Origin of the sequence: Celeribacter sp. (assembly GCF_048259695.1) — a bacterium.
GTDB lineage: Bacteria > Pseudomonadota > Alphaproteobacteria > Rhodobacterales > Rhodobacteraceae > Celeribacter.
This window is the reverse complement of sequence record NZ_JBLXHL010000003.1, coordinates 19,181-35,367: the sequence shown is the minus strand read 5'-3', so window position 1 is coordinate 35,367 and position 16,187 is coordinate 19,181. Positions and strand designations below refer to the sequence as shown.

Sequence of the window (16,187 nt, the reverse complement as noted above, 5' to 3'; positions counted from 1 at the left end):
CCGGCTACAGCACCGGCACGGGGCCGCGTGAAAACTGTGTCAGCGACAGGTAATCCTTGCGCGGGCCACGCACCCGCCACTCGACCGTCCACGACAACAGCGCCCCCGTGCCAAATCCGTAGCGCACCTCATAGCGGTCGGGCGGGCAATCATGTTCGGCCTGCGCCGTCCCGCCGCGCGGATCAAAGGCATGGAAAAACCGCGTATCATCAAAAAATACCGCGATCTCATTGCCTTGGGCCGTCCAGAAATACCGCCGCTCGGCCTTGAGCGCCACAGAACTGCCCGCGAATTGCAATGTGCCGACCTCGGCCTGCGTCAACCCTGCGCCCTCGGGCGCAAAGGTGCATTGCCCCGTCAGACGCGCATCGGGACCACCCGTAAAGTCGGTGATCTCGCGGGTGATCGCCCACGCGCCCTCAAAGTCGGATAGCCCTCGCATGATGCGCCCCTTTGGATCAGTGGCGCGAAATTAGCCGCACCACCCCGTGGCAGCAAGGCCCACTCTTGCCCTTTGCCCTCCCCCCGCGTAAAGACGCGGGCGAAATCCCTGCTCAAACGGAAAGGTCCGCCGATGATCCCCCGCTATGCCCGCAAAGAGATGGTCGACATCTGGGAACCCGCCACCAAGTTCAAAATCTGGTACGAAATCGAGGCCCACGCCTGTGACGCGATGGCCGATCTTGGCGTGATCCCGCGCGAAAACGCCGATGCCGTGTGGAAGGCCAAAGACGTCGAATTCGACGTGGCCCGCATTGACGAAATCGAAGCTGTCACCAAACACGATGTGATCGCGTTTCTGACCCACCTCGCCGAGCATGTCGGCTCCGACGAGGCGCGGTTTGTGCATCAGGGCATGACATCCTCGGACGTTCTGGACACCTGTTTCAACGTGCAACTCGTGCGTGCCTCCGACATTCTGGTCAAAGACCTCGAGGCGCTTCTGGCCGCGCTCAAAAAACGCGCCATGGAGCACAAAATGACCGTCCGCGTGGGCCGCTCGCACGGGATCCACGCCGAACCCACCACCATGGGCCTGACCTTTGCGCGGTTCTACGCCGAAATGGACCGCAACCTTGCGCGTCTCAAACAGGCCCGCGAAGAGATCGCCACCGGCGCCATTTCCGGCGCGGTCGGCACATTTGCCAACATCGACCCGCGCGTCGAGGACCATGTGTGCGAGAAACTCGGCCTCACCCCCGAACCGATCTCGACCCAGGTTATCCCGCGCGACCGTCACGCGATGTTCTTTGCCGTGCTCGGTGTGATTGCCTCGTCGATCGAGAACGTCGCCATCGAGATCCGTCACATGCAGCGCACCGAAGTCCTTGAGGGGGCGGAGTTCTTTTCCATGGGCCAGAAAGGCTCCTCGGCCATGCCGCACAAAAAGAACCCCGTGTTGACCGAAAACCTCACGGGTCTGGCCCGTCTGGTCCGCATGTCCGTGATCCCCGCGATGGAAAACGTGGCACTGTGGCACGAGCGTGATATCTCGCACTCCTCCGTCGAGCGCGCCATCGGTCCAGACGCCACCGTGACGCTGGATTTCGCCCTCAACCGTTTGACGGGTGTGGTCGACAAGATGTTGATCTTCCCCGAAAACATGCTCGACAACATGAACAAGTTCCCCGGCCTCGTGATGTCCCAACGCGTGCTGTTGGCCCTGACACAGGCGGGTGTCTCGCGTGAGGCCGCCTATTCCATGGTACAGCGCAATGCGCTTCAGGTCTGGGAAAAGCGTCTCGATTTCCGCGAGCTTTTGTTGGCCGATGCCGAGGTCGTCGAGGCGCTCGGCGAAGACGGGATCAACGAAAAATTCGACATGGGCTATCACACCAAACACGTCGATACGATTTTCAAGCGCGTGTTCGGCGCCTGAACCACGCACAAACCGGAACGTTTCAGCCCCCGCCCCCGTCACGGTGCGGGGGCTTTTTTATGCGCGTCACACGATGAATTTCGCCACAGGTAGCGAAGCGTTAAGGGTCTGACGCTACACCTGACCCCAACGGCAGGCAAAGGTGAGAGCGACGCGTGGACGGGCTACCGCAAATTTCCGACGACATGGGCGATCTGCCCGCACTTGGCGACCTGCCCGACATGGGCGGCGGTGGCTTTGGCGGGATGGACTTTCCCGCGACCGTGTCGCGCATGCCGACACCAATGTCGAAAAAGGCAAAAGCGGCAGTCATCGTGCGTATTCTCGCCTCCGAGGAGGTGAAACTGTCGCTCGCGCATTTCCCCGAAAAAACCCAGGTCGAACTGGCTCGCCAGATGACCGACCTGCGCAATATCGACCGTGAAACGATGATTGCCGTGGTCGAGGAATTCCTTGAGGAACTGGAGGCCATTGGCGTCAGCTTTCCCGGCGGGCTTGAGGGGGCGTTGAACATGCTCGACGGCACGATTTCGCCCGACACCGCCGCGAAACTGCGCAAACAGGCGGGCTTTTCCCTGACGGGAGATCCGTGGGAGCGCATCGCCGATATTGACGCCGAACGCCTCTTGCCCATTCTGGAGACCGAAAGCGTCGAGGTCTGCGCCGTGATCCTGTCGAAACTCAAAGTGGCGAAAGCCGCCGCGTTGCTGTCGATGATCCCCGGCGATCGCGCCCGCCGCGTGGCCTATGCCATTTCCAAAACCGCCTCTGTCTCCCCCGGCGTGGTGCAACGCATCGGGATTTCCGTGGCGGGGCAACTCGACAGCCAACCGCCCAAAGCCTTTGCCGATGCGCCCACCGAACGCATCGGGGCCATTCTCAACTTTTCCAATTCCGCCACCCGTGACGGGGTCCTTGAGGGTCTGGACGAGCGCGACAAAGAGTTCGCCGAGGAAGTGCGCAAGAACATCTTTACCTTCGCCAATATCGCCACCCGCGTCGATGCGCGCGACATTTCCAAAGTCACCCGCGAAGTGGATCAGGAGGCGCTGATCAAAGCCCTCGCAGCGGCCAAAGGCCCCGCCGAGGCCTCACGCGATTTCATCCTCAACAATATGTCCAAACGCATGGCCGATGGTCTACGCGAGGAAATCGCCAACCTTGGCGGCGTCAAGGAGGCGGACGGCGAAGAGGCCATGACGGCCGTGGTCGGTGCCATTCGCGAACTGGAATCCGCAGGCGAGATTTTCCTTTTGACCGGTGACGATTGAGGCCACGCCCGCGCTGTGGCGCGCCCCTGATCAAGGGCTGTGGATTTGCGCGGACTGTGCGGTGCGAAAATGTGCCACTTTGACCATATGGACAAAGGCGGGCCACCCGCCTACCGTCCCGCGATGATCTGGTTTTCCCGTCTTCCCGATGCCACCAAAGGCATCCTGTTTATGCTCGTCTCCGTGACGAGTTTTTCGCTTATGGATGCGGTTGCCAAATTGCTCGGCCAACGGGTCGATGTCAGTCAGGTTCTGTTTGCCCGCTATGGCGGCCAGTTGCTGATCGTGCTTGTGCTGTTCCGCCATAAAATTCCACGTCTGCTAAAGACGGATTATCCGTGGCTGCAATGGCTGCGGGCCATGTTCCAACTGGCCGCCGCCGCGTGTTTCTTTATCGCCCTCAAAAGTGTCGGACTGGCGGAAGCCACCGCCGTGGCGGATCTGGCCCCCGTGATGATCACCCTTGGCGCGGCCTTGGTGCTCAAGGAGCGCGTTGGCCCCCGCCGTGCCTTTGGCATCGCCGCCGCGATGATCGGCGCATTGATCGTGATCCGCCCGACGGGAGAGGTATTTACCCCCGCCGCCCTATGGCCGCTCGGCACCGCCGTGTGTATTTCGGGTTACGCCCTCGCCACGCGCTACATCGGAAAATCGGAACCGGCGCAAACCGCACTGCTCTATTCGGGCCTTTTCGGCGCGGGCGTCATGGCGGTGATCGTACCGTTCCGGTGGGTCACTCCCGACGGTTCGGCATGGGCGTTGATGACGCTGATCGGCGTGATCGGCACCTTTGCCCAATTGATGATGATTCAGGCCTATTCAAGCACCGAAGCCTCTGCCGTTGCCCCGTTTTCCTATGCGGGCCTCATCACCGCGTCGCTGTGGAGCGTGTTGATTTTTGGCGTCTGGCCCGACGCCTATACCGTCCTTGGCGCTCTTGTGATCGTGTCGGCGGGGCTTTATGTCTGGCACCGCGAAACACGGGCCCTACGGCGGGCGCCCGACCTCTAACCCCATAACGTCAGGCCCATTCCCGATGAAGATCAAGCGCGGTGATTTGGACGGCTCGTTGAGCCACTACCTGCAAAACCTCGTCCTGCGTGCAATCTTCGGAGCGGCACGGTTGTTGCCCTACGCGCCGCGGGTCCGCATGGTCGGATGGATCACATCGCGGGTGATCGGCCCACTTGCGGGCTATAACCGGCGCGTCAAAAACAACCTTGCGCATGTGATGCCGGATCTGCCCCCCCGAGAGGTCAAACGGCTGATGCGGGGCGTGACCGACAATGCGGGACGCACCTTGATGGAGATCTATTCGGGTGCCGAATTTGTCGAGCGGATGAAAACCACGCCCTTTGAGGGCGACGGTGTCGAGGCACTTTATGCCGCGCGGGACAGCCGGAGACCGGTGATCCTCGTCACGGGCCATTTTGGCAATTACGATGTGCCACGCGGCGCGTTGATTGCACAGGGGTTTGACCTTGGTGCCTTGTACAACCCCATGCGGAACCCGTTTTTCAACGCCCATTACGAACAGGCCATTGGCACGGTGGGGCGTCCGATTTTCCCGCGCGGGCGGCGCGGTCTGGGCCGGTTGTTGCGGCACCTGTCGGACGGCGGCATGATCGGGTTTCTGGTCGATATATTTGTGTCGAACGGCGCGGAATTGTCGTTTTTTGGCAAACCTGCGCTGACCGCACTGTCGGCGGCGGAACTGGCGATCAAATACGACGCTCTCGTCATCCCGATTTACGGCATTCGCCAAGCGGACGGGATATCGTTTCGGGTGCGGATCGAGGCCCCGATTGCCCACACCACGCCCGAACAGATGACCCAGGCGCTCAATGACAGCCTTGAGGCGATCACGCGCGATCACATGGAACAATGGTTCTGGGTTCATCGCCGTTGGAAACCCGAACGCCTCGCGGCAATACGGGCGGCCCGCGCAGCAGCACAGGCGCAAACCGCACAGACACGCGCCGCGACCGGGGACTAACGCCCGGCCGCGCAGCGGTTCAGTTGACGGCAACCGCGGCCACAATCGCACCGGCGCCGCGGGTTTGCACGATCACGGCGGACCGGTCCTGTCCCGCCGCAGGCACCGCGATGGAGAGGGCCTCTTTGCCATCCCACTCGGCCACGGGGGTCCATTCGGTCACGATATTGGTGTAATCGACCACGCGGCCCGCATTCTCGCCACGCCGGATCTCGATCCGCTCGTGGGGGTCAAAGCGCACGAGCTGCACCACCATTTGCGGTGGCAACGGCCCAGTTGCCCGGGCCATGATGTCGATCATTCCGTCACGCGCCACGGCAGTCAAAGCCATCGGCACCCTGGACATCTGGGCCTGTCGCCGCTTGATCTGGTCGGCCAGTTTCATCGGCTTGAACCCGACCACATGGTCGGTCCCCTGAACGATCATTTGCGGCGTGTAGATCGAACGCTGTCCCGCCGCACGGGCATAGGCACGTTGACGGTCGGTGAACTTGGCTTGGGCAAAGGCGTCTTTCCACCCGATGTAGTCCCAGTAATCAACGTGCAACGACAACGGCAACAGACCCTCAAGGTCGGACAGCTCGGTCATCAGCGCGTCGGCGGGCGGACAGGACGAACAGCCCTGAGAGGTGAACAGCTCGATCACGACAAGGGGCGCGGACGCCTTTGCCGTTTCTTGTGCCACGGCCCCGCCCGTCATGAGGGTTGCCAAAGCCAGTCCAGTCAGAATCTGTCGCATCCACGTCTCCCGTTTCCCGACCTCTTTTAGCCAAGCTTGGTCACACACGCCAATCAAGCATTTGCGAGAAGCTGTTACAATCGGGCGCGGCGCGATAACACCGTGTGGGGACAGGCGGTCGAACGCAAAACGCGCGCCGTGAGGGAAACCCGGCGCGCGTGTCGAGGCCAGACAGGCCTGGTGGACAGGATCGAGATCCTAGAACATATCAGGGAGCAACCCCACGGTGATCGAGCCGATCGGGGCGCCGGTGTCGGGGTCGGTGACGGTCATCGAGGCCTGGCCCTGATACGCCCCCGTGGAGGTATCGACTTCCATGTCGCCGATGTGGATCACGTCCACACCAACACTGAAGGTTTCGGAAAATTTGGCTTCGTCGCCCTGCCAATAGTCGGAGGTGGCCACGGAGGCCGCGACATTGAGCCCGAGCGCGTCGGTTACAAAGACTTCGGTGACCATGCCATCGGCACCCGCAACCATCGTACGCAGATAATCGCTTGCTGCATTCCCGAGGACCGAACTGCGCAGCGCAGCGGTGTCGTCGGAGCCGCGCCATTCGTCGTCAAGTGCGAGGATCTCGGCCTCGGACAACCCCGCTGTCGCGGCGTTCTGGGCGCGGATCGCGTCGAGCAACACAGGGTCGGTCAGCCATTCCGAAACGGTCAGCTGCATGTAAAGCGTCATGTGCGGCGCGTATTCGTTGTTGAAATTGTCTTCGGCGGCCACCGCAGGCATCGCGGAAAAAGAGGTCGCGGACGCCACGCAAAGGCCAAGAGCAAGACAACGTGGAGATGGGAAAATCGTAAACATGTGCGTATCCTGTGTGGGGGAGGCCGTGGCCATGATCCCTTTGTGTATTTCCTTGCGTCGATGGCGTGGCGTCGATGGCTGTGTTGGACGCCGGTTAGGAGGCGCGTTGCCACGGGGTGCCACAGGGCCATGCGCCGCAAGGTGTAGGATCAATCTGCCCGAAAAATCTTACCCGCCGGTTAAACCGGCTAAAATTTTCTTCAAATCGGGCAAGGGCCGCGATACAGGGCGAGCATCACGCGCCACGGGCGCGAAGCCGGACACTTTGGACGGACACCGTGAACGGACGTCCTGCACCGGTGTGCGCGCAGTTACAGCACGCGTGATCCCGCGTTCGGCGACCCGGATTTACCGGTTCTTAACACGTCCGCAGCACTGTTAGCGCAAACCCGCCCGGGTTTTTCCCGTATCGCCCGCCTTTTTGTGTGCAATAGTATACAAAAGCGCAATCGCCCCCTTGATTGGACTCACAAAACCCGTCAAAAGCACGCTAGCGAAACCCCTCATCCAGCCAGGGAGGCCAAGCCCCATGACAGTTGTAGTCGGTAATGACACCGCCAAGACACGCCGTACGCTCGACGTAAACGGCAAGACACTCGCATATTATTCGATCCCCGCCGCACAAGAGGCCGGATTCGGTGATTTCTCCAAACTCCCCGCATCGCTCAAAGTGGTGCTCGAGAACATCCTGCGGTTCGAGGACGGGGGATTTTCCGTCTCCACCGACGACATCAAGGCGTTTGCCGAATGGGCCGACAAGGGCGGGAAGAACCCCCGCGAGATCGCCTACCGCCCTGCCCGCGTTCTGATGCAGGACTTCACCGGCGTTCCCGCCGTGGTCGACCTTGCCGCCATGCGCGACGGCATCAAATCGCTCGGTGGCGACGCCAAAAAGATCAACCCCCTCGTGCCTGTGGACCTCGTGATCGACCACTCGGTGATGATCGACGAGTTCGGCAACCCGCGCGCGTTCCAGATGAACGTGGACCGCGAATACGAGCGCAACATGGAGCGCTACCAGTTCCTCAAATGGGGTCAGACCGCGTTTGAAAACTTCCGCGTTGTGCCACCGGGCACCGGCATCTGTCACCAGGTGAACGTGGAATACCTCGCTCAGACCGTCTGGACCGACAAGGACCAGAACGGCGAAGAGATCGCCTATCCCGATACGCTTGTCGGCACCGACAGCCACACCACCATGGTCAACGGCATGGCCGTTCTTGGTTGGGGCGTGGGCGGCATCGAGGCCGAGGCCGCAATGCTCGGTCAGCCGATCTCCATGCTCATCCCCGAAGTTGTGGGCTTCAAACTTACCGGCGAGATGGTCGAAGGCACCACAGGCACCGACCTCGTGCTCAAAGTCGTCGAAATGCTGCGCCAACACGGTGTTGTCGGCAAATTCGTCGAATTCTACGGCGAAGGCCTCGACTCGCTGCCCATCGCGCAGCGCTCCACCATCGCCAACATGGCGCCCGAATATGGTGCGACCTGTGGCTTCTTCCCGATCGACAACGAGACCCTGCGCTACCTCACCCAGACCGGCCGCGACGAAGATCGCGTGGCCCTCGTCGAAGCCTACGCCAAAGAGAACGGCTTCTGGCGTGATGCGGATTACAATCCGGTCTACACCTCGACGCTCGAACTCGACATGGCCACGATCGTCCCTGCGATCTCCGGCCCGAAACGCCCGCAGGACTACGTGGCGCTCGATGTCGCGGCAAAGACGTTTAACGACTACATCACCGGTCAGCGTCCCGAATGGTCCGCCGATCAGGAAGACAAAGCGGAATGGACCGACGAGGGCGGCGCAATCGCACCCCGCACCATTCCGGGCGATGTCGGCAAGCACAAGCGCGCCCGCGTCGAAGGCGAAAACTACACCATCCACGACGGGACGATCGTCATCGCGTCGATCACCTCATGCACCAACACGTCCAACCCCTATGTGATGATCGGTGCGGGTCTTGTCGCACGCAAAGCACGCGCTCTGGGTCTGAACCGCAAACCGTGGGTCAAAACCTCCCTCGCGCCCGGTTCACAGGTTGTGACCGAGTATCTGGAGGCCGCCGGCCTGCAAGAGGACCTCGACGCGATCGGCTTCAACCTTGTCGGCTACGGCTGTACAACCTGTATCGGCAACTCCGGTCCGATCCAGAAGGAACTGTCCGACGCGATCAACAAGGACGACATCATCGCGACGTCCGTTCTGTCTGGCAACCGCAACTTCGAGGGGCGTATTTCCCCCGATGTGCGCGCCAACTACCTCGCCTCGCCGCCCCTCGTTGTGGCCTATGCCCTTGCCGGTGACATGAACATCGACATCACGACCGAGCCCCTTGGTCAGGACAAAGATGGCAATGACGTCTACCTCAAGGACATCTGGCCAACGAATGCGGAAATTGCGGAACTGGTCGAAAAGACCGTGACCCGCGAGGCCTTCCTCAAAAAGTACGCCGATGTGTTCAAAGGCGACGAAAAGTGGCAGGCGGTCGAAGTTTCCGGTGGCGAAACCTACGATTGGCCCGTCAACTCGACCTACATTCAGAACCCGCCCTATTTCCAGGGCATGGCTGCGGAAAAAGGCACGATCCAGAATGTCGTCGACGCGAAAACCCTGCTTGTTCTGGGCGACATGGTCACAACCGACCACATCTCCCCCGCCGGCGGATTTGCGCAATCGACCCCCGCGGGCCAGTATCTGACCGAGCGTCAGGTCTCGCCGCGTGAGTTCAACTCCTACGGCTCGCGTCGTGGCAACCACCAGATCATGATGCGCGGCACCTTTGCCAACATCCGCATCAAGAACGAGATGCTCGATGGCGTCGAGGGCGGTTACACCACCGGTCCAGACGGGCAACAGACCTCTGTCTATGACGCCTCCATGGCGTATCAGGAGGCCGGTACACCACTGGTCATCTTCGGTGGCGAACAGTACGGCGCGGGCTCCTCGCGCGACTGGGCGGCCAAAGGCACGGCCCTGTTGGGTGTCAAAGCGGTCATCACCGAGAGCTTCGAGCGTATTCACCGCTCCAACCTCGTTGGCATGGGCGTTGTTCCCTTTGAGTTCACGGGCGGTGACACCCGCAAATCCCTTGGCATCACAGGCAAGGAAACCGTGACCATCATGGGTCTGGACAGCGTGACTCCGTTGCAGGACTTGACCGCAACCATCACCTATGAAGATGGCAGCACCAAAGACATCACCGTCAAGTGCCGCATCGATACCGCGCCCGAAATCGAGTACATCGAAAACGGTGGCGTGCTGCACTACGTGTTGCGCAACCTCGCCAAGGCGTAAGGCGACACACATCCGGTATTGGAAAGGCCCCGCTGATTTGGCGGGGCCTTTTCGTTTGTGCATGTCAGGCGCCGAAGACCCGCCGTGGCGCGGGGATTAACGGGCGGTCTGTTTGGCCATTTGTGCCTCGTCAAAGGCCACCGAGGCCTTCACACACTCAAGCGCGGCACAGCGCGCCACCCATGCCGCAACCACCGGTACATCCGGTGCGCCGAACCAGAAATAGGTCGAACAGATCAACAGATCGGCCGCCGTCATATCCTCGCCCATCAAAAACGGGCGCCCGTCCGAGAGGGCCGTCTCCAGAACGGCGAGCGCATCAGGGATGGTACGCCACGTGGTGGTGAAAACGGGGTTTTCGGGCGGTGCCTCACCCGACATTTCCGCGGCCATCTTGTGCGCCACACCGATCACATAGACGGGTTCGAACACGTTGCCGTACCATGTCATCCACGACAGATACGCACCGCGCCCCGCCGCCCCCACGCCGCGCCCGCAAGACCCGAAACGGTCGGTCAGATACAGCATGATGGCGTTGCTCTCGCGGATCTGTTCGCCGTCTTCGGTGACCAGAAGCGGCACTTTGCCCTCGGGATGCGGATTGGCGGGATCATGGTGGCCCGACCCGTCCTGACGCTTGATCACGACCGTGACGATCTCGATCTCGTCGCGCAGGTTCAAGGCGTTGATGAGGGCGAGCACGCGGGTGGAGCGGGACATGGGGGAGTGATAGAGGGTGAGCATTCGGCGGTTTCCTTCGGGATTGATGTGACAGATCGTTTGACGTCAGAGCCGTAGATTGCCACAGTTCTCCTGACAAATTCCGTCAGCATGTCACGCGTATCCTCCCCTTATGTCCAAATCCGACCGCCTCTTTCGTCTGCTCCATTTGATCCGTGGCCTGACCCCGCCCGTCACGGCGGCGCGGCTGTCGGCGGCGATGGAGGTGTCCGAGCGCACGATCTACCGCGACATCGAAACCCTGCGGGTCGCGGGCGCACGGATCGAGGGGGCTGCGGGCGTGGGATACACGATGACCGAGGATCCCGCCCTGCCGCCGCAAACCTTTTCGCAGATCGAGATCGAAGCCCTCGTCCTTGGCCTGTCCGAGGTGCAAAGTCGCGGGGATGCCACTCTGGCCGATGCGGCGGCCGATGCTCTGGTCAAAATCACCGCCACCCTCACACAGCGCCAACAGCGCCAGGCCGCCCATGCCATCAACCTTGTCCACCGGTTCTATGTTCCCGAGACACCCGACGTTGATATGTCGGTGGTGCGCGAGGCGGCATGGGCCGAGGAGGCAATCGATATCGTGTATATCGACCTCAACGACCGTGAGACCACGCGGCGCATCTACCCGTTGGGGCTGGCCTATCTCGATTACGCGGTGGTGCTTTTGGCGTGGTGTACAAAGCGCCGCGATTTTCGTCAGTTCAACGCCACCCGCATTTGTGCCGTGACCCGCACGACCGAGAGCTTTCGCCCCCGCCGCGTGCCGCTCTTGCGCGAATATGTCGCCGTATTGCGCACCCGCGTGCGCCCGTCAGATGCGACCTCTGCGGGCTGAATTTCATGGTTAATTCATTGTTAAGGCACAATCACGCCACAATCCTTGAGCATATGTTAACCACGAAAAACACCCGAACTCCGCAAACCGGAAAGCCATTGTTATGAACCGTAAAGTCATTGCCCCTTGTTTGATCGCACTCGCCGCGTCTTTGATTGCCGAGGACGTGCAGGCCTTGACAGTCTCGACAACCTTCGAGGGCTCGGTGGCGACGATGACCGAGACCCGCCGGCGCGGGTTTTTCACGGAAACAGACACCTACAGCCAAATGTCCGCCGTTTCGTTTAGCGTCACCGCCGGCACATTCTCCTTTGGCGTCAATGCCGAGGCCGGATCATTCGACCCGTTCATCTACCTGTTCGAAGATGACGGAAACCTGAGCCGGAACGACCTGATCTCCTATAACGACGACATCAGCTATCCCAATATTCTGGATTCCTACCTTTCCACCACTCTGGCCACGGGCAATTATATCGCCATCGTCGGCCAATGGATGTGGGGCGAGAACAATGGCTCCGGCGGGTTGGACTATGGCACCGGCATTGTAAACGGCAACGTCTATGCGATGAATTCCAACTGGAACAACCTGCCGCAAAACGGGACGGTCGAGGCGACCTATAATTACCAGATTACAATGACGGGCGAGAATATGATTGTGGATGGCGTCCCTGCCGTGCCGCTGCCCGCCTCGTTGCCCCTCTTGCTTGGCGCATTTGCGGTGCCGATGCTCCTGCGCCGCCGCAAAAAGGGGGACGGCCACGCGCCCGCGCCCTATGCGGCCCTGCCCGCCTGACGCGACAGCGGACGACCGGCCTGACGCGATAGCGGACGACTGGCCTGACGCGGCAGCGGACTATCAACCTGACGCGACAGCCTCACAGATCACCACAAAGCCGTCCCTCGGGACGGCTTTTTCCTGTCAGGGGCAAAACCGGGGGAGACGGACGAAATCCAAGTTTATATCAATCCCTTACAGAATACCGGTCACGGATTCGGGCGGGCGGCCCAGAGCCACGCCCTTGGCCGTGACCACCACAGGGCGCTCCATCAATTTGGGGTGGGCCGCGATGGCGTCAAGGATCGCATCGGCGTCGGATGTTGCGGTGATCCCGAGGGCCTTGGCCTGTGGCTCTTTGGGACGCAAAAACGCCGAGGCGGGCAACCCCGAGCGCGTGACCCAGTCGGCAAGCACGGCACGCGACACCGGCGTGTCCAGATAGGCGACCACCGTGGGTGTGATCCCCGCAGCCTCGATCAGGGCAAGGGTTTCACGGGATTTCGAGCAGCGCGGGTTGTGATAGATCGTGACCATGGATGGACCTGTTGTGAGGGGCATATATTGGCGGCAAGTGTGGCGGTTGCAGGCCGCGGGCGCAACGCCAAAGCGGGGTCAGCATAGGCGAGAACAGCAGGCGGTGACGATTTGTTAACCACTGCGCCCTAGGGTTCGGGCCATGACAGAACACAGCCACATGCACAGCCACATGACAGACCGCCGCCAACAGACGCCCACGCCGCACACATCAAAGGCGCGCGCACGGCGCGTGGCCGGATCGGCGTTGGCCTCGCGCGGGATGTGGATGCTCATGCCGGTGTTGGTCCTGATCCTGTTGTAACGCACCGCGCCACTTCCGTGCGCCGCTCCCGTCCGACCGCGCTGCATCACCCGATAATATCCCGCCATAACCCCATATCGCACCGCCAGAGAACCGTTTGCGGCCCAAGACCCACCTGCAATATTGCGCCGCCCCGTGCGAGCGCGTAGTCTCCGCGCGAAACCATACCCCGGGAGACAAAAATGTCTGACAGAACTCTGAGCTTTGATACGTTGCAAGTCCATGCAGGCGCCGAACCTGACCCCACCACAGGCGCACGTCAGGTGCCGATTTATCAAACCACGGCCTATGCGTTCAAAGACGCCGAACATGCCGCACGCCTGTTCGGTCTCAAAGAGGTCGGCTACATCTATTCGCGTCTGACCAACCCGACCGTGATGGCCCTTGCCAACCGCATCGTCGCCCTTGAGGGCGGCGTCGGTGGCATCGCGTGTTCCTCCGGCCACGCGGCACAGATCATGGCGCTCTTTCCGCTGATGCAGCCCGGGTGCAATATCGTGGCCTCCACACGCCTCTATGGCGGCACGCTCACCCAGTTCTCGCAAACGTTCAAACGGTTTGGCTGGTCCGCGAAATTCGTCGATTTTGACGATCTCGACGCGGTGCGCGATGCAATCGACGACGACACCCGCGCGATTTTCTGTGAAACCATCGCCAACCCCGGTGGCGTGATCACCGACCTCGACGCCATCGGCAAAATCTCCGCCAAGGCGGGCATTCCGTTGATCGTCGACAACACCACCGCGACGCCCTACCTGTGCAACCCGATCAAACACGGGGCCACATTGGTCGTCCATTCCACCACGAAATACCTCACCGGCAATGGCACCGTCACCGGCGGCGCCGTGGTCGACAGCGGCACGTTCGATTGGGCCGCCTCGGGCAAATTCCCGTCGCTCGCCGCCCCCGAACCCGCCTACCACGGCCTGACCTTCACCGAGACGTTCGGCCCGATGGCCTTTACGTTCCACTCCATCGCCGTGGGTCTGCGCGATCTGGGCATGACCATGAACCCGCAGGCCGCGCACTACACGTTGATGGGGATCGAAACCCTGTCACTGCGGATGCAAAAGCACGTCCAGAACGCCCGCGAGATCGCAACCTGGCTTGAAGGGGACGACCGGATCGAGGCCGTCACCTACGCGGGTCTGCCCTCCTCGCCCTACTACGACCGCATGACGCATATCTGTCCACGCGGCGCGGGCGCCTTGTTCACCATCGCACTCAAAAGCGGCTATGACGCCTGTGTCGAGACGGTGAGCAAACTGACCCTGTTCAGCCACGTGGCCAACCTTGGCGACACGCGCTCGCTCGTGATCCACCCCGCGTCCACCACCCACAGCCAGTTGACGCCGGACGAGCAACAACGCGCAGGCGTGGCCCGCAACGTGTTGCGCCTGTCGATCGGCATCGAAGACGTCGAAGACCTGATTTGGGATTTGAACCAGGCGCTGAGCTAACCGCGCCCCCCCGAACATCGCAAAGGCCGCCCACATCGGGCGGCCTTTTGTGTGGCATGGGGCGGTTTGGGATGCGCCTTACTGTGTTGCGGCCTTTTGTGTTGCGGCCTTCTCGATCTCGGGGCGGATGTATTTTTCCAACACGTCCACGGTGATCGGTCCGGCAAAGCGGTAGGTGATGCGCCCCTCGCCGTCGATCACGTAGGTTTCCGGCACGCCGTACACGCCCCATTCAAGCGCGGTACGCCCCGGCGCGTCCTGACCAATCGCCGCATAGGGATTGCCAAGCTCCGCGAGAAAACCGAGCGCTTTGGGGGCTTCGTCTTTGTAGTTGATGCCGTAAATGGTGATGCCCTCGGCGGACATGGCCTCCAGTTGCGGATGCTCGGCACGGCACGGCGCACACCATGACGCCCAGTAGTTCACCAGTTTCACACCCGCCTCGTCAAGCATGGCATCCGTCAGCGGCGGCAGATCCCCAAGCGGCGTGATCGCGGCAATCGAGGGCGCATCCTTGCCCGCCTGTGCGGTGGGCAAGCGGCGCGAATCCTCGCGTCCCATGCCAAAGATGAACAGGCCCGCAAGCACCGCGAACAACACCGGCGGGATCGTCATAAGGGGAGAGATTCTGGCCATTTTATAGTCCTTGTGCGCGGGCGGCTTTGCGCGCTTCCGCATCTTTGAGACGGGTTTTAACAGCCCGTGACCGCGCCAGAGAGCGCCAGATCAACAGAGCCAACAAAAGCAGCGACACACCGTAAGCGGCATAGACATCGCCTGCGTATTTTCCGAGATCTGGCATCATCAGCCCTGGACCCTTTCGCGCATTTCAATGGCTTGCAGGCGACGTTGGCGGATTTCGGTCCGTGTGCGCAGCAAGACAAGCGTGATGAATAACAGAACAAATCCCGCAATGGCCATGAGCGCGGGGTACCAGAACACGTCGGCCACGTTTTCCTCCGCGTCCATCGACAGCGAGGCCCCTTGGTGCAGGCCCTGATTCCAGAACAGCACCGCATAGCGCGACAGGAGCGCAAAGACCGAGCCCACGAGACATAGCACAGCCGTCAGATCGGCGGCCGTATCGGGATTTTCAATGGCCTCCCACAGCGCCATATAGCCAATGTAGAACAGCAACAGGATCAGAAACGAGGTCAGGCGCGGATCCCATTCCCAATAGGTCCCCCACATCGGTTTGCCCCAAATCGCACCGGTAAACAGCGCGATCAGCGTCATCACCGCACCAATCGGAGCGGCGGCTTTGGCGGCCAACGCCGAGACGTGGTGACGGCGCACGATCCAGATCAGCGAGGTGACGAGCATCATCACCCAGATGTTGATTGCCATCATCGCGGATGGCACATGGATGTAGAAAATCTTGATCGTGGCCCCTTGGCGGTAATCGTCAGGCGTAAAGAAAAAGCCCCAGACCAGTCCGCCCACAAAGACAATCGCGGCCAGAACGGCCACAAGTGGCAGTGCCTTATCCGTCCACCCCATAAACTTGCGGGGGTTCGCCCATTCCCAGATCGCGTTCCAACCAGATGCCAT

The 16,187-nt window shown here is 61.2% G+C and carries 17 protein-coding genes; 9 read left to right on the top strand and 8 right to left on the bottom strand.

What is annotated here, in order from left to right:
• Positions 1–4: 4 nt before the first annotated feature.
• On the bottom strand, positions 5–442 hold the full coding sequence (locus ACN0Q0_RS06040) for a DUF6314 family protein (RefSeq protein WP_417242487.1): 438 nt from the start codon (positions 440–442) through the stop codon (positions 5–7).
• A gap of 132 nt (positions 443–574) precedes the next feature.
• Here ACN0Q0_RS06040 and purB point away from each other — a divergent pair, with 132 nt between their 5' ends.
• From purB to ACN0Q0_RS06020, 4 genes are all read left to right on the top strand, one after another.
• Positions 575–1,879, top strand: a complete 1,305-nt coding sequence (gene purB, locus ACN0Q0_RS06035) for an adenylosuccinate lyase (protein WP_417242486.1) — start codon at positions 575–577, stop codon at positions 1,877–1,879.
• A 155-nt stretch (positions 1,880–2,034) separates the two neighbouring features.
• Positions 2,035–3,150: a flagellar motor switch protein FliG gene (locus ACN0Q0_RS06030; protein WP_417242485.1), complete on the top strand. Its 1,116-nt coding sequence runs from the start codon at positions 2,035–2,037 to the stop codon at positions 3,148–3,150.
• A gap of 69 nt (positions 3,151–3,219) precedes the next feature.
• Positions 3,220–4,161, top strand: coding sequence for a DMT family transporter (locus tag ACN0Q0_RS06025; RefSeq protein ID WP_417242484.1), 942 nt, complete (start codon positions 3,220–3,222; stop codon positions 4,159–4,161).
• 25 nt (positions 4,162–4,186) lie between these two features.
• Positions 4,187–5,146 (top strand): lysophospholipid acyltransferase family protein, encoded by a 960-nt coding sequence (locus ACN0Q0_RS06020; protein WP_417242483.1) that lies wholly within the window; start codon positions 4,187–4,189, stop codon positions 5,144–5,146.
• Positions 5,147–5,165: 19 nt separating this feature from the next.
• Here ACN0Q0_RS06020 and ACN0Q0_RS06015 read toward each other — a convergent pair whose 3' ends face one another.
• Together ACN0Q0_RS06015 and ACN0Q0_RS06010 are read right to left on the bottom strand one after the other, a co-directional pair.
• Positions 5,166–5,885 carry a DUF1223 domain-containing protein gene (locus ACN0Q0_RS06015; protein ID WP_417242482.1) on the bottom strand — a complete coding sequence of 240 codons (720 nt, stop codon included), beginning with the start codon at positions 5,883–5,885 and terminating at the stop codon, positions 5,166–5,168.
• A gap of 198 nt (positions 5,886–6,083) precedes the next feature.
• Positions 6,084–6,695: a hypothetical protein gene (locus ACN0Q0_RS06010; RefSeq protein WP_417242481.1), complete on the bottom strand. Its 612-nt coding sequence runs from the start codon at positions 6,693–6,695 to the stop codon at positions 6,084–6,086.
• Positions 6,696–7,224: 529 nt separating this feature from the next.
• Between ACN0Q0_RS06010 and acnA the strand changes: the two genes are divergently transcribed.
• The gene (gene acnA / locus ACN0Q0_RS06005) at positions 7,225–9,993 is read left to right on the top strand and encodes an aconitate hydratase AcnA (protein ID WP_417242480.1); all 2,769 of its coding nucleotides are present in this window, start codon (positions 7,225–7,227) and stop codon (positions 9,991–9,993) included.
• A gap of 96 nt (positions 9,994–10,089) precedes the next feature.
• Here acnA and ACN0Q0_RS06000 read toward each other — a convergent pair whose 3' ends face one another.
• Positions 10,090–10,737 carry a glutathione S-transferase family protein gene (locus ACN0Q0_RS06000; RefSeq protein WP_417242479.1) on the bottom strand — a complete coding sequence of 216 codons (648 nt, stop codon included), beginning with the start codon at positions 10,735–10,737 and terminating at the stop codon, positions 10,090–10,092.
• Between the two features lie 109 nt (positions 10,738–10,846).
• Here ACN0Q0_RS06000 and ACN0Q0_RS05995 point away from each other — a divergent pair, with 109 nt between their 5' ends.
• Together ACN0Q0_RS05995 and ACN0Q0_RS05990 are read left to right on the top strand one after the other, a co-directional pair.
• On the top strand, positions 10,847–11,560 hold the full coding sequence (locus ACN0Q0_RS05995; protein ID WP_417242478.1) for a helix-turn-helix transcriptional regulator: 714 nt from the start codon (positions 10,847–10,849) through the stop codon (positions 11,558–11,560).
• A 103-nt stretch (positions 11,561–11,663) separates the two neighbouring features.
• Positions 11,664–12,353 (top strand): DVUA0089 family protein, encoded by a 690-nt coding sequence (locus ACN0Q0_RS05990; protein ID WP_417242477.1) that lies wholly within the window; start codon positions 11,664–11,666, stop codon positions 12,351–12,353.
• A 177-nt stretch (positions 12,354–12,530) separates the two neighbouring features.
• On the opposite strand, the gene arsC is transcribed toward ACN0Q0_RS05990, so the two are convergent.
• Complete coding sequence (gene arsC, locus ACN0Q0_RS05985; RefSeq protein ID WP_417242476.1) at positions 12,531–12,872, bottom strand: arsenate reductase (glutaredoxin); 342 nt, start codon at positions 12,870–12,872, stop codon at positions 12,531–12,533.
• 142 nt (positions 12,873–13,014) lie between these two features.
• On the opposite strand from arsC, the gene ACN0Q0_RS05980 reads away from it, so the two are divergent.
• Positions 13,015–13,176, top strand: coding sequence for a hypothetical protein (locus ACN0Q0_RS05980; protein ID WP_417242475.1), 162 nt, complete (start codon positions 13,015–13,017; stop codon positions 13,174–13,176).
• Between the two features lie 182 nt (positions 13,177–13,358).
• Complete coding sequence (locus tag ACN0Q0_RS05975; RefSeq protein WP_417242474.1) at positions 13,359–14,636, top strand: O-acetylhomoserine aminocarboxypropyltransferase/cysteine synthase family protein; 1,278 nt, start codon at positions 13,359–13,361, stop codon at positions 14,634–14,636.
• Between the two features lie 78 nt (positions 14,637–14,714).
• Here the strand turns inward: ACN0Q0_RS05975 and ACN0Q0_RS05970 are convergent, their stop codons facing one another.
• The 3 genes from ACN0Q0_RS05970 to ACN0Q0_RS05960 are packed head-to-tail and all read right to left on the bottom strand — an operon-like array spanning position 14,715 to position 16,187.
• On the bottom strand, positions 14,715–15,272 hold the full coding sequence (locus ACN0Q0_RS05970; protein ID WP_417242473.1) for a DsbE family thiol:disulfide interchange protein: 558 nt from the start codon (positions 15,270–15,272) through the stop codon (positions 14,715–14,717).
• Position 15,273: 1 nt separating this feature from the next.
• Positions 15,274–15,441, bottom strand: a complete 168-nt coding sequence (gene ccmD, locus ACN0Q0_RS05965; RefSeq protein ID WP_417242472.1) for a heme exporter protein CcmD — start codon at positions 15,439–15,441, stop codon at positions 15,274–15,276.
• Complete coding sequence (locus ACN0Q0_RS05960; RefSeq protein ID WP_417242471.1) at positions 15,441–16,187, bottom strand: heme ABC transporter permease; 747 nt, start codon at positions 16,185–16,187, stop codon at positions 15,441–15,443. The genes ccmD and ACN0Q0_RS05960 overlap by 1 nt, the downstream gene beginning before the upstream one ends.